We start from the raw sequence: 26544 nt of genomic DNA, 5'->3' as shown, positions 1-26544 counted from the left end.
CCGAGGCCCCTCGCCCTCAACTAGCGAAGGAATCTGATGGAAGACTTCAGTGCCGTTCCACTCCTGTCCGGCAATTTCACCATCGGAAAGACGTTCAGCTTCGAGGCTGGCCACCGGCTTCCCGGACTACCGGACGAGCACAAGTGCTCCCGCCAGCACGGGCACAGTTACGAGGTCGAGGTCATCCTCACCGCGTCCTCGCTGGGGAAGCCTGGCTTCGTCACGGACTTCGGGGCGCTCGCCCCATTCAAAGAGTTCCTGAACACCCAACTCGACCATCACAACCTGCACGAGATTCTTCCCTTCGAGCCGACCTCGGAGCGCTTGGCCCAGTTCCTCGCTGGCTGGTTCGTCCAGAACCTTCAGCCCTCTACCCCCGGCCGCCTGGTCGCCGTCCAGGTCCGCGAGACCCAGAGCAGCTGGGCCCGCTTCGCTGTGGAGGGACAATGACCGTCACCGAGACGATCACCGAACTCCTGGCTGACGACGCTGAATCCCGCCTGATCGTCGCGGAGTGCTTCGGCGTCGAGGTGCCGACCTTCCAGGGCGAGGGACCGAGCTGCGGACACCCGGCGCTGTTCATCCGCCTGTCACGATGCAACCTCACCTGCGCGCAGTGCGACACGAAGTACACCTGGGACTGGTCCCAGTTCGATCCGCGCAAGGAGTCGGCGAAGCGGTCCGTGGCGCATCTGGTGGCGTGGGCCGTGTCCTCGCCGGTCGAACTGGTCGTGATCACCGGTGGCGAGCCGCTGATCCAGCAGGCACGGCTGGTGCCTCTCTGCCAGGGGCTGATAGCAGCCGGCAAGCGGGTCGAGTTCGAGACGAACGGCACCATCGCACCCGACCCCGAACTGATGGTCGACGGCGTCCGGTTCAACGTCTCGCCCAAGCTCGCCAGCTTCGGCGTGAAGGTGACCAAGAGCATCGTGCCCGCCGCGCTGGAGGCGTTCGTGGCCTCCGGGCGCGCGGCGTTCAAGTTCGTCGCTTCCACGGCGGCCGACCTCGACCGGATCGAGGAGCTGGCCGACGCTCACCGGCTCGCGCCGGTGTGGGTGATGCCAGAGGGCACCACGCCCGAAAAGATCACCGCGACCACCCGGGTTCTCGCCGACGAGGTCGCGGCACGGCACTGGCACTTCACCACCCGCCTTCACGTGCTGGCCTTCGCGGACGCCCGAGGCCGCTGACCATACGCGCCACCACGCCCCATCCGTTCCCTCCAGTCCCCGGAAACGAGAGACGCCCATGACGACCTCTATCGTTAGCCCGGCAGCGGCGTCGACCGCAGCCGTTCCCGGGCCCGCTGTGGTCCTCGACACCGGCCGGGTCGCCGACCTGATCCACCAGCTCTTGGTCGAGCTGGGCGAGGACCCCAACCGCGAAGGGCTCGCAGGAACCCCGGATCGGGTCGCGGCCTGGTGGAAAACCTTCCTCTCCCCGGACGGATCCGCAACGGCCACCTGCTTCACCGAGTCCCAGCTGGGCGGACAGCTGGTCATCGTGGGCGGTATGAGCGTGTGGTCGCTCTGCGAGCACCACATGTTGCCCATGAACTTGCAGGTCACGGCCGGATACGTGCCGGACGGAGAGGTGGTGGGCCTGTCGAAGTTCGGGCGGATGGCCCGGTACTTCGCCGGCCAGCTGCAGGTCCAGGAACGCTTCACCCGCCAGGTGGCCGAATACCTCAACGGCGTGATCGGGCACGAGGACGTCGCCGTCGCCGTGCGCGGCGTGCACCTGTGCATGAGTATGCGGGGGGTCCGGATGGAGGAGGCCCGGACCACAACGGTGCACTCGGGCGGGCGCTTCGGCACCGACCCCGTCCTTTCCCAGCAGTTCCTCACCCTCACCACCGGCCTGTGGCGGGCGCCGTGATCGCCACTGGGGGCATCGACTTCTCCGTCATCGCTCCTCCTGCCTATCTGGAGGACTTCGTCGCTCAGGAGCCGGCCCGCGTCCACCACGTGGCCGCCCAGCACGTGCTGTCGAACCAGATCTACCGGGCCTTCTTCGCTCACGAGGCCAAGCGGGGCGCCGAGATCATCGTCGACAACGGGCTCTTCGACCTCGGCTACGCCCTGTCGGCGGAACGGCTCGTCGAAGCCGCGCTCGCGGTGTCTGCGATGGAGATCATCCTGCCGGACGTCATGCGGGACGGGGCCGCGACCTTGAAGGCGAGCGAGAAGGCAGCGCGAGAGATCCGTGAGCTGTCCGGCGATGCCTTCCGGCTGTGCGCTGTGCTGCACGCCGTGGACGACGACGAGTGGCTGCGCACCTACGACGCCTTCGCGAGCAGCGACTGGGCCGGAGCAATCGCCCTGCCGGCCTCGCGTCGGCCGGATCCCGACGAGCAGCTGTGCCGTACCCGCTGGTTGGCAACCGCCTATCTGAAGGACCACGGCATGGTCGACGATCTACTCGTCTATCGGCTGCTCGGTCTGGGCCGGACCGGACACCTGGAGCTGATCGAGCAGCGCGACCACGAGTGGATCTCCTCCGTGGACGGCGCAGCCCCGGTCATCCTCGGCGCCATGGGCATCGCTCTGCTGCCCGAAGGACCGTACGAGAAGCCCTCCACGCCCCGGATCGAGAAACTCGGCCCGATCCCCGAGGACCGGTTCGACCTCATCCGGAAGAACATCCGCGTCGTCCGCGCGGCGGCCGGCAGCGCCGTGACGATCGCCGAGGAGCGCCGATGACCCCCTTACTGGCCAGCCCTGCCCCCGGGCTCCTGCGCGCCGCACCGATCGAGCCAGCCGGGCACACCATGACGCGCGCGAGGCTGCTGCGCTACCTAGAGATCAAGGTCCACCACCTCATCCAGGAACAGGACTGGGACAGCATCCGCGTCATCGGCAGCTACGACCGCACGGTGGTGGTCTCCCGGTACGAGAAGACCGGGAAACTGTTCAACGTCGAGCGGCCTACCGCAGAGATCCACGGCCGTGACCTCGTCGTCAAGGCGTTCCCCGGAGCCGACTACGTCCAGCACTACGCCCTGATCATCGCCACGTACCTGGCCATGACCGGCCGTCCGGCAGAAACCGTCACCTATCTGCCGCCCGAGCAAGAGGAGTGCCGAACTGCGCTCAACGCGCTCGACCTGGAACTGGACAGCGACCTCGTGATCGTCGGCTGGGGCCTTCAGCACCTCGCTCCCGAGAACGGAGTGTGGACCTGCGGACCCGGCTACGCGTGGCAACGTACCAAGGTCGCCGGCCGTCGCGTGGTCTACCTCGGGTTCCTCCACAGCATCTGGGGGGACGTGGCTGGGCGGGTCGTCGCGCGCCTTGCCGAACTCGGCGCCAGCAACGTCGTCTACGTCGGCAAGGTCGGCTCGCTGACCCCCGGCATGGAACCGAACACCTCGCTGGCGACCGGCAACACAAGCCTGGTCTCCGGAGCACTCGTGAGCTGGGACGACTTCTTCGGCGACTTCGCCGCCGCCCAGGGCGGGGTGCAGATCGGCCTGCACGTCTCTTCCCCGTCGATCCTGCTGGAGAACCGCGACTGGCTGGCCCAACACAGGGGATCGTACGCCTTCGTCGACCCGGAGATCGGGCCCATGGGGGCGGCGGCACGCCAGGCGGGGATCAGATTCGGCTACCTCCACGTCATTTCCAACAACCTCGCCACCCACTACCCAGCCGACCTGTCGAATGAGCGTCACAGGGACGTCCTGCGCCAACGCGCCGTTCTCGTCGACCGCATCCGCACCATCATCACCGGCCGCCTGACCGCCAGTCCGACCCAACCCCTGGGAGAATCCCGATGACGGCGAACACGCCGACCACCACCGCTGCCGGGAAGCTGGTCACCTTCGTCGGCGGTGACGGTGCCGGCAAGTCCACCCTCGCCGCCCGCCTGCAGCAGGCCCTCAACGACGCCGGCCACACTGCAGTCCTCATCGGCAAGCACAGCACAGGCGTCCCCCAGGACTCCGAGCTGTCTGCCTACCTCGACCGCCTCAACGAGCTGGTCTACCGGCGCGACGCCCGTGTCGCCCAGGCATGCGGCGACCACTACTGGCTGCTCGCCCTGGCCTCCTGGTACACCCTGCAGGACCGACTCGTCATCCAGCCCGCCCTCGCCGCGGGCACCCACGCGATCCTCGACAACTCGCACCACAAGATCCTCGCCCGGTACGCGGTCAACCCCGAGGTCTCCGCCCGCCTGTGCGAGCAGGTCTTCGCGCATCTGACAGAGCCAGACCTGGTGTTCTTCCTCAACATCGGTGCTCGCGAGGCTCTCGTCCGCAAGGGCTCGTTCACTTCTCTGGAGACCGGCCACGCCGGCGGCGGTGACGAGGACTTCATCCGCTACCAGGACACCGTCCTGGACCAGATGCGCGAGCAGGCAGAACGCGGCGCCTGGCTGACGATGGACGTCGCCCAGTTGGACCGCGACCAGGTCTTCAAGGCCGCCGCCGCTGCCCTGGCCGGCCGTCTGCACCTGACCGTCTGACCCCTGTCCCTCCCCGATCGACAAGGAACGCACCATGGACCAGGCCCTGCCCGCCAGCGGGACATACGTCTGCCACGGCATCACCTGGGCGAGCGGAGACCCCCGTCTTCTGCTCGCCCCCGTGACCGGCGGACCACTCGTCTACGCCCCGGTCACGGGCAGGCGTCTGAGTTACCAGGTGAACGGTACCGGCCGGTGGTGCACCGGCCGGTACCGCTTCGCCGACCGCGTCCGCGTCGAGGCGGTTGCCTGCCCTGGCCGGGCCCCGGCCGAGGCCGGCGGACAGTGCCCGGCCTGCACCAGCCAAGACGACTTCCGCTTCGCCCACCGGTTCCACTCCGGCGGGCACGTTCCCGACGCCCTGGCGGCGTACATGGCCCAGCCGCACTGGCTGTACCTGGCGACGTTCGCCGACGGCGCCACCAAGATCGGCACCGCGGCCGAACCCCGTAAACGCTCCCGCCTCGACGAACAGGGTGCCCTGATCGCCACCTACCTCGCCCGGAGTGCTGACGGCCGCGCCGTGCGATTCCTGGAGGATGCCCTCACCCGCCACCTCGGCCTGACGCAGACCGTGCGAGCCGCGGCCAAGCTGACGGCCCTGGCAGAGCTGCGCGACCTCGCCCCGGCCTGCGCCGCCCACCAGCAGCACCTCGACCGCGCCACCGAGGCCCTGAGCAGCATGAACGTCCAGGCCACACCGGAGCAGTGGACGGCGCCCGGCGAAGGTGACCTGCTGCGGACGCCGGAGACCGGGCGCGCCTTGTATCCGCACGACCCACGCTCCGGTGAGCACGGGCTGACGGTGCTCTCCTGCCTCGGCTCCCAGGTCCTCGCCACCCTCGACGGCGACGGTGAACAGCTGCCTTACCTGCTCGACCTCGGCACCCTCAAGGGCCGGCGCATCGTCCTCGGCGCGCAGTTCTCCTCACCGCCCGCCGCCGTACAGTCCGCGCTCTTTTGACCCTGTCCGAACGTCCGGCCTGCAACTGCCGGACCGCCCTGCGAAGCGAGGCCACAGCAGCATGGCACCCCAGGACGCCATCCTCGGCTGGGACGAGGACAGCAACGCCGAGGCGTACAACGCCTTCACCCGTGCCCATCCCATGTACGACGCGACCAGTCGCGACCTCGCACGCCGAGGCCATCTCGCCAACGCCAGCCTGGTGGTCGACCTGTGCGGCGGCGCCGGCGCGACCGCGCGCGCAATCCTCGATCTGCTCCCGGCCCACGCCCGGGTCGTCTCCGTCGACAGCGCCGCTGCGATGCAGCGTGTCGGCCGCCGTACCCTGAACGACGCCCGCCTGACCTGGATCACCTCCCCGGCCGAACGGCTCGCCGACCACCTGCGCGCCAGCAGCACCGATGCCGTGGTGTGCAACTCCGCTATCTGGAAGACCGATACCGTCGCAGTGTTCGGGGCCGTCGCCCACGTCCTGCGCCCAGGTGGGTACTTCACCTTCAACGTCGGTGGGGGCTTCGCCGGCGTCCGGCACCCCGCCGAGCTGTCCGCCCGCACCGGGCCTTCCCTGAACGCCCTCATCCGTCATGTCGCCGCTGAGGTCCGCGGATACACCCCACCACCTCGCAATGCGGACAGGCCGCCGAAGCTGCCGCTGGAAACAATCACTGAGCAGCTGAGCGGAGCCGGACTGACGGTGGTCGGCACAGAGGTCACCGCCCAGCAGAGCACCATGGCCGAGAAGAAGGCATGGCTGTCCATCCCCGTCTTCGCGCGGCCCGAGGGCGACTTCACCCACGCACAGCAGATGCAGATCCTCGACACCGCCTATGCCATGACCACCCCCGATACTCCTGTTGTGACGAGCTGGCTCGTCGTCGTCGCCCAACGGCCAATGGTCGCCGCATGACTCCGCCGTCCCCGGCTCCCGGCGGCGGGGCCCGCCTCTGTGACCACGCAAGCGTCGGGGTACTGATCTCCTCCCCGAGCGGCCTGCTGGTGTTCGAGCGAGTGACCCCTCCAGTTGGAGTCGCCCCGGTCGCCGGCCACGTCGACGAGCATGGCGGCCCCGAGCAGGCAGCTCGCGACGAAGTCACCGAAGAGGTCGGTCTCACCGTCACCCACTTGCGCCTGCTGCTGGACCAGTGGCGGCCCAACCACTGCCACCGAACCCCCAGCGGCCCGGTCGGTCACCACTGGTGGATCTTCCAGGCCAAGGTTTCCGGGTCGTTGTGCCCCTCGCCCCGGGAGGTCCGCGCACCTCGGTGGATCCACCCCGACCAGCTGCAGCAGCACGCGCTGCGCACCGCCGCGCACGCCAACGGACACCTGGACCGTGAGGAGTTCGAGCGCGAACCCGGCCTGGAGCCGGTGTGGTGCCGCTTCCTGCACGACCTTGAGTTCGTCACCCTCCCCTCGGCCGACCTCGACCGGATCGAGGCCCTCCTGTGAACAGCACCCAGGGGCCTACCTCAGCGGGAGCCGACCGCCCGGTCGGCTGCCAGACGACGAGCATGCGCACGGATCCGCTCGCGGTCCTCGGGAAAGACGCTGTTCCAGTCGACGTCCAGACGGAACCATGCCACCGGCTGGTTCTGCTCTCCGACGAGCTGCACGTCGCGTCCGACGACCGCGGCATAGGACAGGCCCAGCGTCGGAGACCAGTCCGCCCGGTAGGAACGCACCGTCACGGCTGCTGGCTCGGGCAGCAGCTCGCTGCGCAAGCCGGTCTCCTCCAGCAGCTCTCGTGCCGCCGCCGCACGCGGTGCCTCCCCCGGCTCGACCTTGCCGCCGGGCGGCACCCACCCGCGCACACGGTGCTTAACCAACAGGACGTGCTCGAAAGCAGGGTCAGTGACCCACACCTCGGCCGCCAGCGGCTCCATCGGATCCCGGCGGGCCTCCTCCAACCAGGCCCGTGCATCGTCGAACTCCCATGCGGCGAGGCGGGCATCCGCAACAGCCTCGTCCAAGATCACCTGACCGACTTCACCATGACTCACCCGCCCCACCCTAAGCCGACGAACCCACCGAAGTTCGCAGCGACGATCAGGCAGCCCTCCGGAGATGTCCAGGCGACCCGGTGGCCCCTTCGGACCGCAGAGCGATCACCCGCGGCGCCCGCTTCACACGAAGGAGACAAGCGTGCCCGATGAGCAACCCTCAGACCGGGGAGCCTGGGTCGTCCTCGGCGGCGTCCACCTCCTCAACCGCACCGCACCGCGGCGCCCAGACGAGCCGATCCTCCTCGTACGGGTGCCACCGCAGGAGGTGTGCCAGCCGGCCACCACCGTAATCGTCCGCTGGAACGCGCTGGGGCCCTGCCCCGTCGAAGCACTGCACCACGGCGGCACCCGGATCGGGGCGGCCAGGATCGACGGTGGCGAACTGTTCCCCGACGCCATCGCCGGCCCCGCCCTATGCGGCCTGGTCGGACCCGAGGCCGCCCCCGGCCTAGTGCCGCTGTGCTATCTGGCCGAACACCCCGGCGGCGGCTACCACGCGTACGCGCAGATCCGCTTCCACCCCGAGGACGCCTGCTTCGTCCGCACTACCCGAGAACCAATCGGTCACGGCCTGGTCGAGGAACTGCGCTGGTTCGCTCCCGTGCTGACGGCGCACGCCGAGGCGAGCACGGCGCTCAACAACCACCTGCGGTACTTCCGCAAGCACTTCTCCGGCACCGAGTTGGAGTTCAAGTACACCCTCGATCCGGCACCGGACATCTGGGCCGCGTCCATGGAACTGCTCAAGGCACTGCGCGACGGCAAGCTGGAAGGCTGCCGTCCGGAGTACCGGGAAGAGTTCCAGATCCACCACACCGAGAACCATCTGTTCGACGTCACCGGTCCAGAGCCCGAGATCGGTTACGCCTCCTTCATCCCCACTGTCACCGCCGGGCACGTACTCAAGCGGAAATGGTTCGCCGAGGACGCCTTCGCCCGCCGCGAGGAACTCACCCCTGGCCTCGACATCACCCCCGACCGCTTCGAGGCGTTTCTCCACGAAGACCTGGGTCTCCAGGTCCAACCCATGTCACCGTTCGTGCGTGTCCGTTACGACATCCAGTGCGAGTCGCTGCGCACCGGACACGTCTACGGCATCTTCCTCGACCGCTGTGCCCTCCTGGCGGCCCCCGACGTGGTGCTCTCCCAGTGCGAACTGGAGTACCTCCGCTCGCGCAGCATCCTCGACCACGACCACGACGAGGTCCTCATCGAGATGCAGCGGATCGACAGCTGGCTCTGCGAGTACCTCGCCAATCACGGCTGGGCCGCCGAGCACACCTTCTATTCGAAGCGCAGCTTCCTTCGCGACGCCATCGCCCTCCGCCCAGAGCTCGCCACGCCATTACGTTCACTCTGATACTCAATTTTATTTTGGAGGAAGGGGATTCATGCGGACGTCGAGCCGGCGGGCGGTCTGCACGAGGTCTACCTCGCGGTACGGGCCGGGCTGCTCGCTGCCGGCTTGGAAGTCCCCTCCGTCGCCGACCTGCTGTGGGGACACGTGTCCGGCGGCTACGGCCTCACGGACACCGACACCCCCGAGCCGGCCGCACGATCGGACCGCCTCGCCTCCGACCTCGGCCGCGGGCTCCGCCCCGGCAACCGCGCCTCTGCCACGCTCTCCTCCCTTTGGTTCGTCCTGGAGACACAAGACCCCGTCGCCAACCGCTACAGCTTCCGCCGCGTGCATGAGGTCTGTCTCGGGCAGCCGAGGAGAGGCGACAGCGCGTGAAGCCGTTTGTCCCAGTGTTCCGGAGCCGGCCGTGGGAGTCCGGCGTCTCCGTACTGCACCTGTACGTCGTGCCGGATCCGGCCGTGGACACCGAGTTCTTCGACCTCGTCGCCTGTAGGCTCGCATTTCGTGTTTCCCTTTCCCCTTGATGGTGGCCTCTGTCCGGCCCAAGGGACAGCGCAGTGAGACGATCTTCTGTCTGATTCTGTCCCGTCTGTCTGAGCGTGGATGAGTCTCACCGGTCTGAGTGGGATGGCCTCCAATCTCACGTCCGGTGGCTGTTGTCGAGGGCGGGGTCACCCACTGCGGTGACTCGCGTCCCGTTCTATGCGACTTGTCTCATGGCATCCGTGAGGGTCGAGTCATGGGTGGGGTACAGGTCCTGTGGGCTAGGCAGTTTCGTTTGGATCAGTTGGTCGTTGGTCCGGGTATGCCGTTGAGTGATGCGCAGTGGGCGCGGATCGAGCCGTTGCTCCCGGACCGGACGCCCAGGCGGGGCGGCCGGTGGCGTGATCACCGGGAGGTGATCGACGCGATCGCCTTCAAGTTCCAGACCGGCACGCAGTGGGTGCATCTGCCGGAGAAGTACGGCAACTGGCGGGGTGTCTACAACCGGCTGCGGATGTGGGCCGTGGACGGCGCCTGGGAGCGGGTGTTCACCGCGCTGATGGCCCAGGCCGACGCCGACGAGGACCTCAACTGGGCTGTCTCGGTGGACTCCACGATCGTGCGTGCTCACCAGCACGCGGCAGGGGCCCGCAAAAAGGGGCCCCGGCCGGCGAACCGGCCGACCACGCCATCGGCCGGTCCCGCGGCGGACTGACCACGAAGATCCACCTTGCCGCAGACGGCCGCTGTCGGCCGCTGGTCTTCCATCTCACCGCCGGGCAGGCCGGGGATGCGCCCGCCTTCCCGGACGTCATGGCCGGCCTGCGCATTCCACGACGGCGAGGGCGACCCCGCACCAGGCCGGACGTGATCCTTGCGGACAAGGCCTATTCGTCCCGCGCGATCCGCGACCACCTCCGCAAACGCGGCATCCGAGCGGTGATCCCGATCCCCGAGGACCAGCGGGGCCACCGGCTGCGACGGGGCAGCCGAGGAGGCAGGCCACCGGCCTTCGACCGTGAGACCTACAAGCAGCGCAACACCGTCGAGCGGTGCATCAACCGCCTGAAGCAGTGGCGTGGGATCGCCACCCGCTACGAAAAGACCGCAACCATCTACCTGGCCGGACTCCACGTGGCAGGCATCTTCCTCTGGTCCGCCCGCTGATCTAAACGAAACCGCCTAGGGCTCCGCCGGCGGTATCAGACTTCGATCTGGCCTGGCTGATGCGCGACTGCGTGGGACCCGGCGCAATTCCTGGCGATGTGGTCATGCGGGGTGCCAGGCCGCCCGGCCCGGCACCGCGCCGCCCGGGCGGCAGCTACCCTTCTTGAGGTTACTGGCACGAACGTGTGGTCCGGCTGCCGTGCGACCCCAGATGCAGCAGAATGTTCCTCTGCCAAGTAAAGAGGAAGGGCGTCATGGCCACGGGGAAGCCTCAACTGTTGTTCGTGCACGGCATCGGCGGCCTTCGACACACCGCCACTGACCGCCGCCGGTGGCTGGAAGCACTGGCCGCCGGAGCGCGGGACGCCGAGATGGCCGATGCGATCTCCGCACTGACACAGGGCTGGCTGGCGGATGTCACATTCGCCAACTACAGCGATCTGTTCAACCGCCGGGGAGCCCAGGGCGACGCAGCCGGGGAACTCGACGGGTATGAAGCTCCCTTCCTTATAGAGCTACTTGACTCGATGTTGGAAGAGCTCGCCGAGCAGTTCCCGCTCGAGAGCAGCCCCCAGGACGCCCGGGCCATCCATGACGCACGTTTCCAGCTCGACGCCGCGATCCAGGGCCGACAGGCCCAAGGTGTAGGAGACATCGGCCGTCGGCTCGTCGGCGTCGCGACGACCATGCTGCGCCTCCCAGGGGTGCGCCAAGCGGCGCAGTGGATGAACGGCTGGGCAGTCCTGTCCCAGCTCGCCCAAGTCGGCCGTTACTTGGACCGCCGAGTCAAGAGGGCGGAGCTGGGCGCGGCCATCCGTGCACGGGTGCTCGACGGCGTAGACCCTGCGCGGCCTCTCGTGGTGGTTTCGCATAGCCTGGGCACGGTCGTCGCCTACGAGGCGCTGCACGAGTACGAGGGAAAGGTGCCTCTCTGGGTGACCTTGGGTTCACCTCTGGCTCTGGGGGCGGTGGTTCTGGACCGTCTGGTGCCGACCCCGGCGTCCTGCCCGGAGGGTGTCGCCTTCTGGCTCAACTTCTGGGACCGCGACGACATCGTGGTGGGCCGACCACACCTGGCCGACTGGATCCGCCCCAGTAAGAGCGGTATCAAGGCCGTGACAGAGCGCGTTGACTCCCGCGGGCTGTGGACGCACACCGCCACGAAGTACCTGCAGCACGGGACTGTGGCCCGTCCGGTGATCGAGGCTCTCCGGCCGTGACCGCCGCTACGAACCCACCGCGCAACGTGCTCGTCGTGGGTGCGCAGTGTGAAGGCGGGGCGAGGTTGGAAGGGCTGGAGGATGCCGCCCGTGCTCTACATGCCGCCCTGGTGGACCCGAAACTGGGGGACTGCGTGGACCGCGGTGAGGACTCCCTCCTGATCGGCACCGGTCTGGGTAGGAGTCAAGTCCATGACGCAGTGGAGCAGGCCGCTCAGGTCGCACAGCGTGACGGCGGCCCCCTCGTGCTCGCGCTACTCGGTCACGGGGAGGGCGCTGAGGGCGCTCCGCTGTACTTCGTAACGTCGGGCAGGAAGAACGCCCCGTCGCTTTCTAACGTGAACGTTCCCTCCCTGCTTGGCGACGCCCTTAACCACCCTGGTCTGACCGGTCTGATCGCCATTGTCGACACCTGCCTCTCCGGCGGCGCGGTACCGGCCACTCCGGTGATCACCGCCGGACGACAGGAGGGCAATGTGCGGTTCTCCCTCCTCTTTGCAGCCACCGCGAAAGAGCAGGCGTTCGACATGCGGCTGAGCACGGAGCTCACGCGCCTGATCGAGGAGGGTCTGCCCGGCGCTGGGGATTATCTGAAAGTTGACGACGACTTGATGGAGCAGCTCCGCGAGCGGATCCACGGTCAGCAGCCGGGACGGAACACCTTCGACGGCGGAGCGTATTTCGGTGATGCCCTCTGGCTGGCCCGAAATCTCGCCGACTTCCCCAACCGCACTCTCGGATCGATCGCGCGCAGGGCGGTACGGGACGCCGTCCGCCGGATTGACCCCAACTTGCGATTGTCCACAGAAGACGAGCTTCCCGTATGGCTGAAGGAGCGCCAACAGACGGCAAGCGGCGGCTCTTGGGCCGCTGTCCACCGGCTGCGCGAAGTGCTGGCCGAGCTGGAGGCTGGCCGCAGAACGCTGAGCGTCGTCAACAAAGTGTTCGGCCCGGACCTGACCGAAGATAGCCTTCGGCTAGCCGGTACGTTGGCGGGCCTTCCTCTGGACTTCATGCAGCCTGATCCACCCCCGACCCTTCGGGATGTAGTTGAGTACGCGGCTCATCATGGGGGTACCGCAGAGGGCCAGCACCGCAGACTGGCCCACTTGGTTGCGGCCATGACCCACGTGGCGGGACACGGAGACCAGCTGCACGAGGATGTCATCCTCTGGGCGCAGGACCTTGAGCTCACCGCCACGGTCAAGAGTCGCGTGCGCGAGCTGAACCACCAACCCCACGGTGACTGGGCCCCACGGCTGGTCCTGGTACTTGCTGACGACGGAGGCGAGAGCGTCGTCCGCGTGGACGCCTGGCTGCTCTTCGGCCGAGCTGTGCTCGGCAACCGCCGCTTCCCCTGTGCCCCCGGAGGCGAAGGTCTGAAGACGGCCCTGGCCGATGCCGTCGCCTGGGCGGCCCCATGGGCGAACATTGCGGGGAAGCGGTTGCACCACATCGACGTGGCTGCGCCCACCTTGGTCCTGCTCGACTGCCCTCCGGAAGAGCACATCGTCCGTAGGCAGAAGCTGGGCGTCAACTACACCGTCACAACCCGCTGGTCTGGCCTGCTAACGCCCCCTCCCGACGCCACGGTCGACGACATGCTCCAGGTGGGCGAGCAGTTGCTGGCCTCCCTAGACGACAGCAACTGCTCTGGCCCGAAGTGGCTCCATGTCGAGCAGATGGAGACGGTTGAGCAACTGCAGGAGCATCTGAGCAACCACGGCTTCGGACAGCACGTATGGGCGCTGACCTCCCTCCCGGGGACGGACTGGGACTTCATGGCGCAGGAGCTCCTCGAGCACACACCCGCGCTGGTCTGGCCCCGGCAGAAGGACGTCCACGATGAACAGGACATCAAGGCATCTGTTGGGAAGCACTGGCAGGCTCTGCCACACCAGATCGCGCACGCCTACCGGCAGCATCTGAGTGGAGCCGGCCAGAGCCACGATGATGATCTCGGTCCTCTTGTGGCCGTGCGAGCCGCCTGGCATGACGAGGACTGGCAGGCGTTCTGTCGGAGACAAGCGAGGGCGGTCGTGAGAGCACCAGATGAGATGACGTCCAAGGAGCGAGCATGAGCTGGACCCCGTACTACAGGGGCACGGGAGTCCCCCCGAAGGACCGCGCCGAGCTGCCGAAGCTGCCGGCCCCGCCCCCGTGGCGCGCCCCAGCCCGGCAGCAGGAGACTGACTCGCGCAAAGACCCCGCCACCACCTACCGACCGGCCCCCGGCCTCGTCGATGCGGTGAACGCCGCCCTGCACCTGCGCCGACCCCTGTTGCTGACTGGCCGAGCGGGTTCCGGCAAGACCACCGTTATCCGTCATATTGCCGACGAACTCGACCTGGGCAAGGTGCTCCACTGGCACATCACCTCCCGCAGCACCCTCGCCGACGCGCTCTACCGCTACGACGCTCTCGGCCGTATCCACGCCCACAACCTGCGTGCCCTCAATGGCAAGCCCCGACCAGATGGCTACGACCACGAGGACGACATCGGCGAATTCGTCCAGCTTGGCCCTCTGGGCACTGCGCTTCTCCCCAGCGACCGCCCCCGCGCGCTGCTGATCGATGAGATCGACAAGAGTGACCTCGACCTGCCCAGCGACCTCCTCGACGTCCTGGAGCGCGGCGGCTTCGAGATCCCCGAACTCGCCAGGCACCCCAAGCCCGACATCCAGGCCCGCACCGCCGATAAGGACGGCAAGCACGCCATCGCGCACGGCTGGGTCCAGTGCACCGAGTTCCCGGTCATCGTGCTGACAAGCAACGGCGAACGCGACTTCCCCGCTCCCTTCCTGCGCCGATGCATCCGCTTCGAGATGCCGCCAGTCTCCCAGGACACACTCACCGAAATCGTCGCCGCCCATCTCGGCAATTTCGAGGACAGTGCCACCGCCACCCTCGTGCAGAACTTCCTCAAGAAACTGAACGACGGCGAGTACGTCGCGATCGACCAGCTCCTGAACGCCGTCTACCTTCTGCGCGGCGACCAGGTCCCGGACCTTGATCAGCGGCAGAGCTTGCAGGACATGCTGCTGCAGGGGCTGGGGCGTGGCTGAGGACGCCGCCGCCCGTCTCGCACGGATCGCTCTAGCGGGCGGCGGCGACGTCGACGTCAAGGAGCTACTCGACGCCGTCCTCCTCGCCTCTGCCTGGGCCCACGCCGAGCGAGGCCCCGGCAGCTCGTCTCCTAACCCCACGGACGAAGCTCAGCGTCGGAAGCAAGGCCAAGCCGACCCGGCCGCTCCCACCAAGGACACCCACACGTCCGAAAGCGAGTACACGACGGATGCCGCCTCGGTGTGGCTCGAGAACCGGGCCGGCGCTCACACCGTTCCCGGCAAGCGAGTGAACATTGGCCGCGCTACCGCTCTCGCCAACGCCCTCGACATCGGCCGTGCGCTACGCCCACTGCGCCGCCCCTGGCTTTCGGGCGTTCACCGTCGCCTCGACGTTGACGCCACTGTCGAGCACTACACCCGTACCGGGATGCTCATCCCCCAGCTCACCTCTGCGCCGGAACCATGGCTTGAGGTGATCGTCGTCCTGGACCGCGGCACCGCCATGGCAATTTGGGATGAAACGGTCCGCACCCTCACCAAGATGTTGCGCGCCCTGGCCGCCTTCCGTGACGTCCGTGTCTGGCACCTCGAGCACCCGCCCGGCGACACGCCTCTTCTGCACGACCACCATGGCAGCGCTATCCCCGTGAATCTGGACGCGGCCCACCCCACCCAGCCAGCTCGCCGTCTCCTGCTCATCGTCTCCGACTGCGCGGCACCGGCCTGGCGGGAGGACTCCCTGTGGCGGACCATTCACTCGTGGGGTCGGACCGCCCCGGTCGCCCTCATCAACCCGCTACCCAAGCGGCTCTGGCAACGCTCCGGCCTCGACCTCCCCCAGACCACTGCGGCCGCGACCGTCCCTGCCTCCCCCGGCCGCCTCCTGTCCTACCGGCGCCCACGGCTTCTCCGTGAAACCCAGGACACGAAACCCTGGCAGGCGCTGCCCGTTCTGCAACTCGACCCCGACCAAGTCCTGGCGTGGGCTCGCACTCTGATGCGCACTGACCCGTCCGGCTGCGAGGCCGTCCTTGTCCCCGCCACCGGTCGGCCGCCCCTGCGTCGCCGGCATCCCGGCCCTATCGTGCATCCCGACTCGACGCCAACCTACGACCAAGTACAGGCCCGCGCCTTGGCGTTCACGGACGACCGACAGTCCTCCGCAGTCCGCCTCGCCATCGCGGTCTCTCCGCTCGACTCCTTCACACTGCCCATCCTCGACATTCTCCGCGAACGTCTTGTCCCGGATGCCACCCTCGCCCACACCGCCGAGTTCCTCACCGCTGGACTCCTTACTGCCACCCGCTGCGAATCGGCCGACACGATCTATCACTTCCACCCCGCGGCATCCGCCCACTTGACAAGCCTGCTTACCCGCGACCAACTCTGGGACGCCCACTTCGCCCTCAGCGACCACCTCGCTGCGCACCTTCAAGTCCCCTACGGCATCCCGGTTGTTCTCCACAGTCGCGCCGATGAAACCTTGCCGACCGGAATCAGTCCTATCGCCTACGCGGCGGCCACCACGGCGCGGCTGTTGGGAGTCGAGCCAGCAGACCCTTTGCCCAAAGCCAGACGCCGCCCTGAGGGTGAGCGACTAGTAAATTCGTCGAACCTGCCACAACGCGGCACTGTCCCGGCCGAACGCACGATGCCGGAGGACAGCCCCCGTGCAAGACCCTCCCACGACACACTCACCGGCCTGCCGAACTCCGTCGAGCTACACTCGCGCCTGGCCGCCCGCCTGTGCCATCGCCCCCCGTCTGACAACCCTGGCGAGCCGGACGGCACGGGTGGGACCCACCGGCACCGTTCCTATGACGAGGGCAGCCATGGCTTCGGCTTCCGGTCGGGCACCGCGATGTACGACACCGACGACCAGCATGTGCACGTCGTCGCCCCGAAGGGGGAGCGGGACGACGACACCAAGGGCCTCGCGGTCCTCTTCTGCGACCTCGACGGCTTCAAGTCGATCAACGACCGCTTCGGGCACAAAGCGGGCGACGCGGTCCTCATCGAGGTCGCCCGGCGGCTGTCCCGTGTCGCGCGCGACGGCGACACGGTCGCGCGGCTCGGTGGCGATGAATTCGTGATCCTCGCCGACGGGCTCAGCAAGGCCGACGCGCAGGACCTCGCCGTACGCCTGCGCAACGAGATCATCCAGCCGATCCGCGCCGAGGGCCGGGCCGTCCGGGTGGGCGCCAGCTTCGGCATCGGATGGGCGCACTGCGGCATGACTGCGGACGAAGTGTTGCAAACCGCAGATGATGGGAGGTATATCGAGAAGCGGTCGAGGTCTCAACATCGCAAGGGCAGTGTGTCGTATGTCCTGAAGAATAACCACGAGCTGGACCTGCCTCGCCGGATGCAGATCGAGTTCTCGAAGATTATCCAGGCGAAGGCGGACACCAAGGGCGGCGAGCTCACACCGGACGAGATCTGGGCGACCTTCCAGGACGAGTACCTGCCGAACCCGGACAACCCGTGGGGTCGCATTCGGCTTAAGACGGGCCAGTCGACCACCGACACGGACGGTATGGAGACCCTAAGCATCGAGGCGGTCGTCGACGGAGCAGACACCGTCCTGACCGGTACCGGCAATGGCCCCATCTCGGCCTTCTTCGACGCGCTGGGGCACATCGGCCTGGACGTACGCCTGCTCGACTACCAGGAACACTCGATGAACGAGGGTAACTCCCCAGAGGCTGCCTCATACATCGAGTGCGAGATCGGCGACATGACGGTATGGGGCATCGGTATAGACGCCAACACCACGCGGGCCTCGCTGAAAGCGGTCGTCTCCGCAGTCAACCGCGCAGCACGCTGGATCGACGACTCCGGCCGGCAGGGGCCGCCAATTGCTAACAGATTGGAGGACCCTGCTCAAGGGACAAGACCCTGAGACAACAATGCCGTGGCCCACGAATGAGACGGTCGAAGACTCCCAGGTCGGCCCACCGGAACGGGACACTCCGATTGAAACCCTACATCGCCGCATGCCGGGCGGCCATGCAGGAGTATCCGATCTGGTGCCTGCCCGACGACCTCGTGCACATCACCATCGAGATGAACGCCGCGGCCCCCAGCGAGCAGATCTCCGCCGACCAGCGCGCCCGCCTCGTCGCTGCCCTGCAGGCCCGGCTCACCGGCTTCGCACCCTTCACCGTGCTGTGCGGGTCACCGCTGGCCAACCGGTCCGGCGCTATCCTCGACACTCATCCCGACCAGCGCCTGGCCGCCCTGCGGAACCTGGCCCGGGCCGCCCTGTGGGAGGTGCACGACTCCCCTGCCGTCGCGCACGAAGGCGGTCGCGGACATGCCTCGCTCGGCTACGCCTATGCTCGCGCCGATTCCGACCCGCTTCAAAGCGCCCTGCGCCGTATCAGCCCGAGCCACGCCCCCTTGGCCCAATGCCGTGACTCTGTTGGCGATCTTGTGAGGGGTGCTGACGTATCGTCCGTTATGCGGTTCGCTGTCGGAGCGGGGTGGTGTCTCGGGGAGGGGCCCGGGGATGTCGTTGCGGCCGGGGAGTTACCAGCGGATTCCGGCGCGGACGGTGCTGACGGCGTGGGCGGCGTGTCCGAAGGGGACGCCGGCAATGCTCATGCGGGACCGGTTGGATGTGGTGTTCGAGGACGAGGACTTCGCGGATCTGTATCCGCGTGACGGGCGCCCTGGTCTGTCGCCGGGGCAGTTGGCCCTGGTCAGTGTGCTGCAGTTCGCGGAGAACCTGTCCGACCGGGCCGCCGCGAACGCGGTCCGCACCCGGATCGACTGGAAGTACGCCCTGGGCCTGGAGTTGAACGATCCCGGCTTCGACCACACGGTGCTGTGCGAGTTCCGGGCCCGGCTGACCGAGGGGGACGCGGCTGACCGGCTGCTGCGGGTGATGCTGAACCGGCTGGTCGAGGCCGGGCTGCTCAAGGCGGGCGGCCGCCAGCGCACCGACGCCACCCACGTGCTCGCCGCCGTCCGCAGGCTCAGCCGCCTGGAGCTGGCCGGCGAGAGCCTGCGGGCCGCACTCGAGCAGCTGGCCCAAGCAGCCCCGGACTGGCTGCTGCTGGTGGAGCCGGAGTGGGACAAGCATTACGGGCGCAAGGTCGAGATCGGCAAGGTCCCCGGCGGTAAGGCGGGAGTCACCGCCCTGGCCGAGGTGTTCGGCCGGGACGGATGCAAAGTCCTGGCCGCAGCCTGGGCACCTGACGCCCCGCCCGAGCTGCGCGCGTTGCCGCAGGTGGAGATCCTGCGCCGGGTGTGGGTGCACCACTACTACTGGGATGCACACGGACGCCTGCGCTGGCGCGATGGCCACGCTCTGCCTCCGGCGTCGCTGCGGTTCGACTCCCCCTACGACACCGACGCGCACTACTGCGTCAAGCGGGACACGGCGTGGTCCGGCTACCGCACCCATTTCACCGAGACGTGCACGTCAGACCTGCCGGAGGTGGTGGTGCACGTGGCCACGACGATCGCCCCGGTCCAGGACGGCGAGCTCACCGACCAGATCCACGACGACCTCGCCGCGTCCGGCCTGGCGCCGGGCGAGCACGTGGTCGACGCGGCTTACGTGACCGCGCAGCGGATCGAACGCGCCCAGCGTGTCCACCACATCACGCTGCTCGGGCCGGTTGCTCCCGACCCCAGCCATCAGACCAAAGCCGACAGCGGGTTCGACAAGGCCTCCTTCACCGTCGACTGGGACCACCACCAGGTCGTCTGCCCCCGCGGGCAGACCAGCCGGACCTGGAAGCCACTGCGGATCTCCGGCCACGACTACATCCAGGTCCGCTTCGGCGAGGCCGCATGCCGGGCCTGCACGGACCGGGCCCAGTGCACCAACTCCGCGGTCCGCCCGCGCTCACTCGCCCTGCTGCCCACCCGCGAACTGCACGACATCCAGCAGGCCAACCGCCTCGACCAGCGGACCCGGCAATGGCAGGACCGCTACGCGATCAGAGCCGGCATCGAGGCCACCCTCTCCCAGAACGTCCGCACCTGCGGCCTCCGCAGAACCCGCTACCGGGGCCTGCCAAAGACCCACGTCCAGCACATCCTGACCGCGCTGGCCTGCAACGTCACCCGGATCGCCGACTGGATCGCCACCCCGACTCGCAGCCCACGACCACCAAGCCACCTCCACGCACTCATCACAGCGACCGGTTGACCCTCACAAGATCGCCAACAGAGTCACGGCATTGGGTCTAGGCCCCCGGACCGGGGAGCTGCGCCACGGCCTGTCCACGTCCAAGTCGGGGGCTTTCACCGGGATCTGAGCGGACACCGGTCTCTCCGCGCCCCCTGAACTCTATTTGCGCCCAAGAAGTTTTGAGCAACTCTCGCAAACGAATCGGCAGCAACCAACGCAACCTCCGATGAGGTGAATTACCTCCAGAACTCCGTCCGAGACACCCGTGCCCGTGACCGAAAACACCCCCAAGCCAACCTGGGTCACGCCACAGAATCCAGCGCGAGACATACGGGCGTGACAGCCCCCACATCCGCACCCTCACACTCAACATCGCACAGAAGCCGGGAATTTATCGCCCATACGCCCGGTAACCACCCACTTCAAGATCTCAAACGGATAACGGAAGTGCGTACTCGCTGGAGACCCGCGACCACTATGAACACAAGGCGAAGCAGCAGGTCACGGCCATGATCATTAAAGCGACAAGTCGATTTGATTGCTTTCCGCCGCTCACCCAGCGTCCAGAGGCGGACCGGGATGGGCACTTTCCAGCCTTGATCTGCCATCGACTTCACGTAAAGTCCGAGGGGCCCTGAGGACCTCATAAAAAGGATTCCTGTCGGGATGATTGCAGTTCGCTCTAGTGATGCATGTTGCACGGAGCGGAGTTTCCGCGCCCATGCGCCTCGCTCGCGAAGGCGGACGCAGGTGCCTCCGCCGGTGCGCCGAGCCGGGCTCTGTGATCACCCTCGTGAGTACCGCCAGGGCAGCGAACAACGTTGACCCGTGGTGGTCGGCCCCTGGCTCCAAACATGAGCCGCGAGCCTGCCGGTACGAAGGGATTACTCATGCCTCCGGGAGAAGGCCGCCGTGACGGCCCAGATTCCACAGTGCCCGCGAGAACTCGGGGGAGCCTGCATCGGCTGGGGCGGTGGCGTAGGGCCGAGCGCCGCACCGTGGAACGCGATCTGCACCGTCGGCTGCGGCACGAGCTGCGGAGTCTGGGCATCACCCCGCCCCTGGACGTGGACGAACTGGCCAAGGCTCTTAGCGAACGGCGTGGGCGCCCGATGGTCCTGCGTCCGTGCGCGCTGAAGAAGCCGGGGCCGTCGGGGCTGTGGATCGATCACCCGCTGATGGACGTGATCCTCTACCAGAAGGAGACGACCCGGCTGCACCAGCGGCAGATCATCCTCCACGAGATCCTCCACGTCCTGGTCTCGGAATGGGGAGAGGACCAGGAGGCTGCGGGGATGTCCGCGGACGAGTTCGTCGAGATCTGGTCCGACCTGATACCGGTCCTGGACCCCAAGCTGATCCGGCGGATCGCCGCGCGCTGCGCGTACGAGGACGCGGAGGAGTGCTCGGTCGAGCTGGCGGCCACGATCATCCTGGAATGGTCTTCCGTGGTCGATACGCTCCCGCCTCTGTCCGACGATCCGCAGGTACGCCGGGTGCAGTCCGCGCTCGGTGACCGGCGAGGGTGGCTGTAAGTCCGTGGCTCAGTACCTTCTCCTGATCATCGCCGGCGCCGCGATCTGGAGGCTCTACCTGTGGTCACGCGCTCCGCACGACGCGCCCACCCGCTCGGTAGCTCTCGCGCTGTTGTCCATGGCGCTGTCGTATCCGGTGGCCATGCCTGGGGGCACGCACGGCATCGACACCCTGGCCGGGCACGGCATGGCCAGACTCGTCCAGAACCTGCTCCTGCTCGCGGCCCTGTACTTCCTTATGTGCTTCTACTTGTACTCGGCCGACGGGCCGTCCGCTCACCGTCGTGCCCGGCGGGAAGCCGTCGTCGTGGCGCTGGTCGCGGTGGTGATCACCGCGGCGGCCCTGGCCGTGCCTGGCCAGGAGCTCGGCAAGCCGTACGTCACGGTGGACATGACGATGGCCCAGATCTTCATCTTCTACACGGTCGCTGGCCTGTACATGATGTACGCGGTCGGTGCCGCCGGGTGGTGGTCCGCCCGCTATGCCCGTATGTCGCGTCGGCCGCACGCCACGGGTCTGTGGATGACCGCGATCGGCCTGGGTGGAATGGCCGTGGCCTGTGCCATCCGCGCGGTGTTCGTCACCCTCCGCTGGAGTGGTGGCTCCGTGCCGTACCGGGTCAATACCTGGGTGTCGGTCTTGCTGGTGGTGTCCAGCCTGCTCTTCGCCGCCGGCGTCACGTACTCGGTGGCCCGTGCCAGGATCGCCGCGATGCGGCTGTGGCTGCGCCGGCGCCGGGATCACCGCCGCCTGGCCCCGCTCTGGCAGCTCCTGATCGAGGTCTATCCGCAGAACGAACTGCGTCCCGCCTCGTTGGGGATCTGGGACCGGTGGCGGCACCGTGGTGTTCACCGCCGCTATCACCGGCGGATCGTGGAATGCCGGGACGGGCTCGTCGACATCAGCCCTTACGTAGTGGAAGGGGGAGACGCCACGAGCCTGCTGGGTCTTGCGCCTGACCATCTGGCCTCGCGTCTACGGCTCGCCGCCGACATGATCAAACGCGATGTCCCGGCACCCGGGCAGGCGGTCGCCCTGGCAGCACCCAAAATGCACGGCCAGGACGAGGATGTCGGTCAGCTGATCGCGGTGTCCGAAGCTCTCCGGCAGACCGCGTGACCGTAGGAGAACGAGGAGACGAGACGATATGCTGATCACAGCTGGCAGGGTTCTCACCGGTTCCGGCACCTACCTGGAGGACGGTGCCGTCCTGGTCGAAGACGGCACGATCACCGCCGTCGGGCCGCGGGCGCAGTTGGACAACCGCTGCGGCACGGACGGACAACGTCTCGCGTTTCCCGGCGCCACGGTCGTTCCGGGACTCATCGATGCCCATGTGCACTTGGTGTTCGACGGCGGCAGCGATCCTGTGGCCTCGCTCCAGGCTTCGGACGACGATAGCCTCCTGCGGGACATGCGCCGACGCGCGCACGAGCTCGTCTCCAGCGGGGTCACGACCGTGCGCGACCTCGGCGACCGCAACCACCTCGCGCTGCGCCTGGACGCGGAGATCGGACGTGGCAGCGCCACCGGCCCTCGGATCGTCTCCGCAGGAACCCCCTTGACCACGCCCGGAGGCCACTGCCACTTCCTGGGCGGCGAGGTCTCCGGCGAGAGCGCGGTGCGTGACCTCGTGCAGCGCAACCTGACGGCCGGCGCCGGCGTGGTCAAGGTCATGGCGACCGGCGGCGGCCTGACCAAGGACGGGCCCAAGAGTTGGCAGAGCCAGTTCTCCACGGACGAGCTCCGCGCTCTGGTCGACGAGGCGCATCGGGCCAGCGTGCCGGTCGCCGCGCACGCGCACGGGGCGGACGGCATCACCGCTGCTGTGGACGCCGGCGTGGACACCATCGAGCATTGCTCCTGGATGACGCAGGACGGCTTCGGCCTGCGCCCGGATGTCGTGGAAAGGATCATCGCCCAGGGCATCGCGGTCTGTCCCGCGGTCAGCCCGCACTGGCAGATGGTGCCGCGCGTGTTCGGGGAGGAACGCGCCAAGGTTCTCTTCGGCCAGGTCCGGCAGATGGCCGAAGCCGGAGTCAGGCTCATCGCCGGGACCGACGCTGGCGTGCAGCGGACCGGCTTCGACGGGTCGCTCGCACGGGCCCTGGGGTTCTATGCGCATCTGGGCATGTCGAACGACCAGGTCATCGACATGGCCACTCTCCACGCCGCCGAGGCCCTCGGGCTCGGAGAGACGACCGGCCGCATCGCACCCGGGTTCCGAGCGGACCTGCTGGTCGTCGACGCCGACCCCCTGTCCGACCTCGTTGCCCTCACCCAGGTTCGGGCGGTGGTCGCCGCAGGCCGCGTACACGCATCGGACTCGCAGCCTCACCCTCAGTCGTAGTACGCCCAGGCTACGCTCGACAGGGTTGCAGCCCGGCGGTCGCTGTGTCCGCTGTGGCTGCGCTGCTGGCGCGAGGGCTACCAGCCGTGGACGCTCACGTACGACGTCACCGTCGCTGACCCCAAGCCGCCGTCCTCGTAAGTCACGCGCCCTGGAAACTCCGACCGGTCAGCAGAGTGAGGCGCGCTATCCGTCCACGTTCTCTTGCTTCTCCGCCATTTCTGCCACCAGGTCGTTGATCACTGCCATCGCTTCGGGCGACAGGCCCTGTTTGCCCAGTCCACGAGCTCGCACTCGGCCCACAGCGCCTTGCTTCGCGGCAGCCAGCAGCCTCAGCCCTTCGTAGACCTGGGCGGCCACGGCCTCATCCGGCTCGAAGTACATGCGCGAGACACCGACGATATCGGCCAGCGCATCCAGAACCGCAGGGAGCACCGTCTCCGTGGCACCGGTCCGCAGGGCCTCGAAGTCACCCTCGGCGATGAGGTGCGCTCCAGCGCGCGCGTTGACCTCGGCCGCCATCTCCGCATCCGAGGGCGGACCGTCCGGACCGGGATAGGAGCGCTGCAGGATCTCAGTGATCTTCTCGGCGAGAGATCCCGGCGGCCCGCTCTGGCGCTCGCTGGCGGGCTCGGGAGAGCTGGCCCCTCCTGCCGCGTCGCTCTCCCTCTCCTTGGCCGCGGCCAAGGAACGGTCTTCTGCCCGGCGCAGCTCCACTTCGCTGACACCGTACTTCTCCGCCAGGAGCGGGACGTACCTGTCCTTGAGCCGGCGGTCGCCGCGCTCGGCCCCGGCGACAGGACCGGCGCTCCTGGTGCCGATCACCTCGGCTGTCTCGTACCGGTAGATGCCGGCATCGCACCGCAGGTCGGCTAGATCCGGAAGACCCTCGCGGGGAAACAGGTCGTCCAGGCCGCTCCGGAGCGCCGCCGCGTATGCAGGCAGCTTCTCCGGATCAGGCGAGGTATGGCCGGCCTCCCAGTTCGCGACCGCCGAGTTGCCCACACCCACCTCTGCCGCCACGTCCCCCTGAGAGAGTTCGGCAGCTCGCCGCACCGCGCGAGCGCGGTGCCGGTCGAAGTGACGGGCAGGCATCTGACCTCGCTTTTTCTCTAAAATGAAGCCTATTCATCTTGTTGACTTTTGTTTCCACCGAGAATAACTTCAGCTTAGCGAAAGATGGGCCCTCTGCACACGCCAGATGCCCGGATTCGCCCATAGCTGCACCGGGCGGTCATGAGGCCCACTTCGGCTCCGGCCCGCCCGCCCCTTCATCAGGAAGTCCGCGATGCCACAGCACCCCTTACGCCGGGCGGCGTGACCACGCGGTCGCACCGGTACTGCGCACGGCCGTAGGCGCGCGGATCACACTGCGCCTCGACGCCCGGGCGACGGCAACCGCGGTAGCAGAGCACCCTTCAGAGGGTCACTCTCTGCAACTACTACAGAGTTTTAGAACCAACTCTGGATCTTGTCGCGCCTCGTTGCGTATGTTCGTCGTCCCCTCGGGCAGCCCGCTCGGGGGGCGGTGAAAAAGGAGCGCGGCCGGTACCGAGCACACCACACAGAACCGCATACAGCGACGGCGCCCGAGAGCGGCTACTCCCGGACGCCGGACGCATAGCGGCACGTACCGAATCCACGAAGGCCCGGCTAGGCCCGACTGGAACGGCGATTGCCCACACCACCACGCTGAACCCTTTGCACGGGGCGCGTCAGCGTGGCAGCACTGCAAAGGGGATTTTTGCATGCCTCCTGCCCTGCGCGAAAGACCCATGGGTCCGGCCTGCGCGCCAACCGCCATCGTCCTGACAGCTCGCCGCTCCCCCTCGCCGCATGGCACCCGCGGGGCGGCGCGACGGTGGCTCGCTCTCATGGCCGGGGGCGCCCGATGAGTGTGAATGCCCGTGAGTGGGCGTGGGAGCACAGCTCCAGCCGGGGCACCGCCCGCCTGGTGATGCTGTCGATCGCCGACCGGGTTGCCGACGACACGTACGTCGCCTGGGCCTCCCTTACCAGTCTGGTCGAGCGCACGAACGCGTCCCGCACCGCCGTACGCGACGCGCTCACCGCACTCGAAAAGAGTGGGGAGCTCAAGGTCCTCGACCACTTGGAGGGCCCCCAGCGCACCACGGTCTACCGGCTGCCCCGCGCTGCCGCGTGGCTGGCCAAGGTCGCCGACACCAGACGCACGGACCCGGAGGCGTATGTCGAGCCGCCGGAGGAATCCGACCCGGTGCCCGATCTGGACGAGGAGGCGCAGAAGGGCCTGCGACGGTACGGAATCTTCCCCAAGAGGGGTACGGATTCCGCACCCTCCGACCGGAATCCGGCCGGTACGGAATCCGGCCCCTCACGTCGGATTCCGACCCGTCGACGTGCCGGAATCCGTACCAAGCACGGTGCGGAATCCGACCCCCAGAACCGTAGAGAACCGAAGGTGAACCGTAAGGGCAGCAGTAGTGGTGCTGCCGTCACCTCAGCCGATGCGTGGCAGGTCGACCCTGACAGCCACGCCTGGGCCCGCCAGCACGGCCACCTCGACCGCCTCGGCAAGGAGGGCCTCCGCGCGGCCGACGCGAAGTGGCGCAGCCATCGCGCCGGATTCAGTCCCCGCACCGCAGGTGCCTGGGCAGCCGACTGGCGCTCTTGGATCGCCCGCGAGCACGCCCCCACCCGCCCCGGCAGCGGTCCCGCCCCGGTCGGCGGCATGACCCGCGCCGAGGCCCACACCGCAGCCCTTCTCGCCGCTCTCGACGAGCCGACCGGATCGGAGTAGCC

Annotated in this window: 22 protein-coding genes and 3 pseudogenes; 23 read left to right on the top strand and 2 right to left on the bottom strand. The window is 67.9% G+C overall.

The window, feature by feature from the left end:
- The first annotated feature begins 36 nt into the window (after nucleotides 1-36).
- The 9 genes from ACIRR9_RS44465 to ACIRR9_RS44425 all read left to right on the top strand — a co-directional run bounded on the left by ACIRR9_RS44465 (nucleotide 37) and on the right by ACIRR9_RS44425 (nucleotide 6880).
- Complete coding sequence (locus ACIRR9_RS44465) at nucleotides 37-450, top strand: 6-pyruvoyl trahydropterin synthase family protein (RefSeq protein ID WP_403764587.1); 414 nt, start codon at nucleotides 37-39, stop codon at nucleotides 448-450.
- Nucleotides 447-1190, top strand: coding sequence for a 7-carboxy-7-deazaguanine synthase QueE (locus ACIRR9_RS44460; protein ID WP_403764585.1), 744 nt, complete (start codon nucleotides 447-449; stop codon nucleotides 1188-1190). Before ACIRR9_RS44465 ends, ACIRR9_RS44460 begins: the two co-directional genes overlap by 4 nt.
- 58 nt (nucleotides 1191-1248) lie before the next feature.
- The gene (gene folE, locus ACIRR9_RS44455; RefSeq protein WP_403764583.1) at nucleotides 1249-1878 is read left to right on the top strand and encodes a GTP cyclohydrolase I; all 630 of its coding nucleotides are present in this window, start codon (nucleotides 1249-1251) and stop codon (nucleotides 1876-1878) included.
- On the top strand, nucleotides 1875-2702 hold the full coding sequence (locus ACIRR9_RS44450) for a hypothetical protein (protein WP_403764581.1): 828 nt from the start codon (nucleotides 1875-1877) through the stop codon (nucleotides 2700-2702). Before folE ends, ACIRR9_RS44450 begins: the two co-directional genes overlap by 4 nt.
- Nucleotides 2699-3778: a hypothetical protein gene (locus ACIRR9_RS44445; protein ID WP_403764579.1), complete on the top strand. Its 1080-nt coding sequence runs from the start codon at nucleotides 2699-2701 to the stop codon at nucleotides 3776-3778. The genes ACIRR9_RS44450 and ACIRR9_RS44445 overlap by 4 nt, the downstream gene beginning before the upstream one ends.
- A complete protein-coding gene (locus ACIRR9_RS44440; RefSeq protein WP_403764577.1) occupies nucleotides 3775-4467 on the top strand; it encodes a dTMP kinase in 693 nt (230 codons plus the stop codon). Before ACIRR9_RS44445 ends, ACIRR9_RS44440 begins: the two co-directional genes overlap by 4 nt.
- 34 nt (nucleotides 4468-4501) lie before the next feature.
- Nucleotides 4502-5431, top strand: coding sequence for a DUF2797 domain-containing protein (locus ACIRR9_RS44435; protein ID WP_403764575.1), 930 nt, complete (start codon nucleotides 4502-4504; stop codon nucleotides 5429-5431).
- A gap of 61 nt (nucleotides 5432-5492) precedes the next feature.
- A complete protein-coding gene (locus ACIRR9_RS44430) occupies nucleotides 5493-6338 on the top strand; it encodes a class I SAM-dependent methyltransferase (protein WP_403764573.1) in 846 nt (281 codons plus the stop codon).
- The gene (locus tag ACIRR9_RS44425; RefSeq protein ID WP_403764571.1) at nucleotides 6335-6880 is read left to right on the top strand and encodes an NUDIX hydrolase; all 546 of its coding nucleotides are present in this window, start codon (nucleotides 6335-6337) and stop codon (nucleotides 6878-6880) included. The genes ACIRR9_RS44430 and ACIRR9_RS44425 overlap by 4 nt, the downstream gene beginning before the upstream one ends.
- Nucleotides 6881-6900: 20 nt before the next feature.
- Here ACIRR9_RS44425 and ACIRR9_RS44420 read toward each other — a convergent pair whose 3' ends face one another.
- Nucleotides 6901-7431 carry an NUDIX domain-containing protein gene (locus ACIRR9_RS44420; protein WP_403764569.1) on the bottom strand — a complete coding sequence of 177 codons (531 nt, stop codon included), beginning with the start codon at nucleotides 7429-7431 and terminating at the stop codon, nucleotides 6901-6903.
- Nucleotides 7432-7573: 142 nt separating this feature from the next.
- Here ACIRR9_RS44420 and ACIRR9_RS44415 point away from each other — a divergent pair, with 142 nt between their 5' ends.
- The 13 genes and pseudogenes from ACIRR9_RS44415 to ACIRR9_RS44355 all read left to right on the top strand — a co-directional run bounded on the left by ACIRR9_RS44415 (nucleotide 7574) and on the right by ACIRR9_RS44355 (nucleotide 23763).
- Complete coding sequence (locus ACIRR9_RS44415) at nucleotides 7574-8794, top strand: hypothetical protein (protein WP_403764567.1); 1221 nt, start codon at nucleotides 7574-7576, stop codon at nucleotides 8792-8794.
- A gap of 105 nt (nucleotides 8795-8899) precedes the next feature.
- Nucleotides 8900-9169 (top strand): hypothetical protein, encoded by a 270-nt coding sequence (locus ACIRR9_RS44410; protein ID WP_403764565.1) that lies wholly within the window; start codon nucleotides 8900-8902, stop codon nucleotides 9167-9169.
- A 430-nt stretch (nucleotides 9170-9599) separates the two neighbouring features.
- Nucleotides 9600-10444 (top strand): annotated as a pseudogene (locus ACIRR9_RS44405) (IS5 family transposase).
- Nucleotides 10445-10698: 254 nt separating this feature from the next.
- The gene (locus tag ACIRR9_RS44400) at nucleotides 10699-11664 is read left to right on the top strand and encodes a hypothetical protein (RefSeq protein WP_403764563.1); all 966 of its coding nucleotides are present in this window, start codon (nucleotides 10699-10701) and stop codon (nucleotides 11662-11664) included.
- 65 nt (nucleotides 11665-11729) lie between these two features.
- Complete coding sequence (locus ACIRR9_RS44395; protein ID WP_403764561.1) at nucleotides 11730-13745, top strand: hypothetical protein; 2016 nt, start codon at nucleotides 11730-11732, stop codon at nucleotides 13743-13745.
- Nucleotides 13742-14728: an AAA family ATPase gene (locus ACIRR9_RS44390; protein WP_403764559.1), complete on the top strand. Its 987-nt coding sequence runs from the start codon at nucleotides 13742-13744 to the stop codon at nucleotides 14726-14728. The genes ACIRR9_RS44395 and ACIRR9_RS44390 overlap by 4 nt, the downstream gene beginning before the upstream one ends.
- A pseudogene (locus tag ACIRR9_RS44385) lies at nucleotides 14721-16151 on the top strand (SAV_2336 N-terminal domain-related protein); the annotation flags it as partial. The gene ACIRR9_RS44390 and the pseudogene ACIRR9_RS44385, both read left to right, overlap by 8 nt.
- A 411-nt stretch (nucleotides 16152-16562) precedes the next feature.
- Nucleotides 16563-17555: pseudogene (locus tag ACIRR9_RS44380) on the top strand (diguanylate cyclase domain-containing protein); the annotation flags it as partial.
- Nucleotides 17556-17707: 152 nt separating this feature from the next.
- On the top strand, nucleotides 17708-18397 hold the full coding sequence (locus ACIRR9_RS44375) for a hypothetical protein (protein ID WP_403764557.1): 690 nt from the start codon (nucleotides 17708-17710) through the stop codon (nucleotides 18395-18397).
- Entirely contained in the window at nucleotides 18330-19895 is a 1566-nt protein-coding gene (locus ACIRR9_RS44370) for an IS1182 family transposase (RefSeq protein ID WP_403764555.1), read from the top strand. The genes ACIRR9_RS44375 and ACIRR9_RS44370 overlap by 68 nt, the downstream gene beginning before the upstream one ends.
- 980 nt (nucleotides 19896-20875) lie before the next feature.
- Entirely contained in the window at nucleotides 20876-21412 is a 537-nt protein-coding gene (locus tag ACIRR9_RS44365; RefSeq protein ID WP_403764553.1) for a hypothetical protein, read from the top strand.
- 4 nt (nucleotides 21413-21416) lie between these two features.
- Nucleotides 21417-22532 (top strand): MAB_1171c family putative transporter, encoded by a 1116-nt coding sequence (locus tag ACIRR9_RS44360; RefSeq protein ID WP_403764551.1) that lies wholly within the window; start codon nucleotides 21417-21419, stop codon nucleotides 22530-22532.
- 28 nt (nucleotides 22533-22560) lie between these two features.
- Nucleotides 22561-23763: an amidohydrolase family protein gene (locus ACIRR9_RS44355; protein WP_403764549.1), complete on the top strand. Its 1203-nt coding sequence runs from the start codon at nucleotides 22561-22563 to the stop codon at nucleotides 23761-23763.
- A gap of 186 nt (nucleotides 23764-23949) precedes the next feature.
- On the opposite strand, the gene ACIRR9_RS44350 is transcribed toward ACIRR9_RS44355, so the two are convergent.
- Nucleotides 23950-24858 (bottom strand): helix-turn-helix domain-containing protein, encoded by a 909-nt coding sequence (locus ACIRR9_RS44350; RefSeq protein WP_403764547.1) that lies wholly within the window; start codon nucleotides 24856-24858, stop codon nucleotides 23950-23952.
- 796 nt (nucleotides 24859-25654) lie between these two features.
- Between ACIRR9_RS44350 and ACIRR9_RS44345 the strand changes: the two genes are divergently transcribed.
- Nucleotides 25655-26542, top strand: coding sequence for a helix-turn-helix domain-containing protein (locus tag ACIRR9_RS44345; protein WP_403764545.1), 888 nt, complete (start codon nucleotides 25655-25657; stop codon nucleotides 26540-26542).
- Nucleotides 26543-26544: the final 2 nt, after the last annotated feature.

The organism is Streptomyces sp. NPDC101234 (genome assembly GCF_044767525.1).
Taxonomy (GTDB): Bacteria; Actinomycetota; Actinomycetes; order Streptomycetales; family Streptomycetaceae; genus Streptomyces; species Streptomyces sasae.
Note: the sequence above shows the minus strand (reverse complement) of the source record. Positions and strands in the feature narration are given on the sequence as shown.

Coding starts and splice junctions, on each gene's coding strand:
- ACIRR9_RS44355 (WP_403764549.1), top strand. CDS start 22,561: ATGCTGATCACAGCTGGCAGGGTTCTCACCGGTTCCGGCACCTACCTG.
- ACIRR9_RS44370 (WP_403764555.1), top strand. CDS start 18,330: ATGCTCATGCGGGACCGGTTGGATGTGGTGTTCGAGGACGAGGACTTC.
- ACIRR9_RS44445 (WP_403764579.1), top strand. CDS start 2,699: ATGACCCCCTTACTGGCCAGCCCTGCCCCCGGGCTCCTGCGCGCCGCA.
- ACIRR9_RS44460 (WP_403764585.1), top strand. CDS start 447: ATGACCGTCACCGAGACGATCACCGAACTCCTGGCTGACGACGCTGAA.
- ACIRR9_RS44465 (WP_403764587.1), top strand. CDS start 37: ATGGAAGACTTCAGTGCCGTTCCACTCCTGTCCGGCAATTTCACCATC.
- ACIRR9_RS44425 (WP_403764571.1), top strand. CDS start 6,335: ATGACTCCGCCGTCCCCGGCTCCCGGCGGCGGGGCCCGCCTCTGTGAC.
- ACIRR9_RS44350 (WP_403764547.1), bottom strand. CDS start 24,858: ATGCCTGCCCGTCACTTCGACCGGCACCGCGCTCGCGCGGTGCGGCGA.
- ACIRR9_RS44440 (WP_403764577.1), top strand. CDS start 3,775: ATGACGGCGAACACGCCGACCACCACCGCTGCCGGGAAGCTGGTCACC.
- ACIRR9_RS44435 (WP_403764575.1), top strand. CDS start 4,502: ATGGACCAGGCCCTGCCCGCCAGCGGGACATACGTCTGCCACGGCATC.
- ACIRR9_RS44345 (WP_403764545.1), top strand. CDS start 25,655: ATGAGTGTGAATGCCCGTGAGTGGGCGTGGGAGCACAGCTCCAGCCGG.
- ACIRR9_RS44430 (WP_403764573.1), top strand. CDS start 5,493: ATGGCACCCCAGGACGCCATCCTCGGCTGGGACGAGGACAGCAACGCC.
- ACIRR9_RS44400 (WP_403764563.1), top strand. CDS start 10,699: ATGGCCACGGGGAAGCCTCAACTGTTGTTCGTGCACGGCATCGGCGGC.
- ACIRR9_RS44390 (WP_403764559.1), top strand. CDS start 13,742: ATGAGCTGGACCCCGTACTACAGGGGCACGGGAGTCCCCCCGAAGGAC.
- folE (WP_403764583.1), top strand. CDS start 1,249: ATGACGACCTCTATCGTTAGCCCGGCAGCGGCGTCGACCGCAGCCGTT.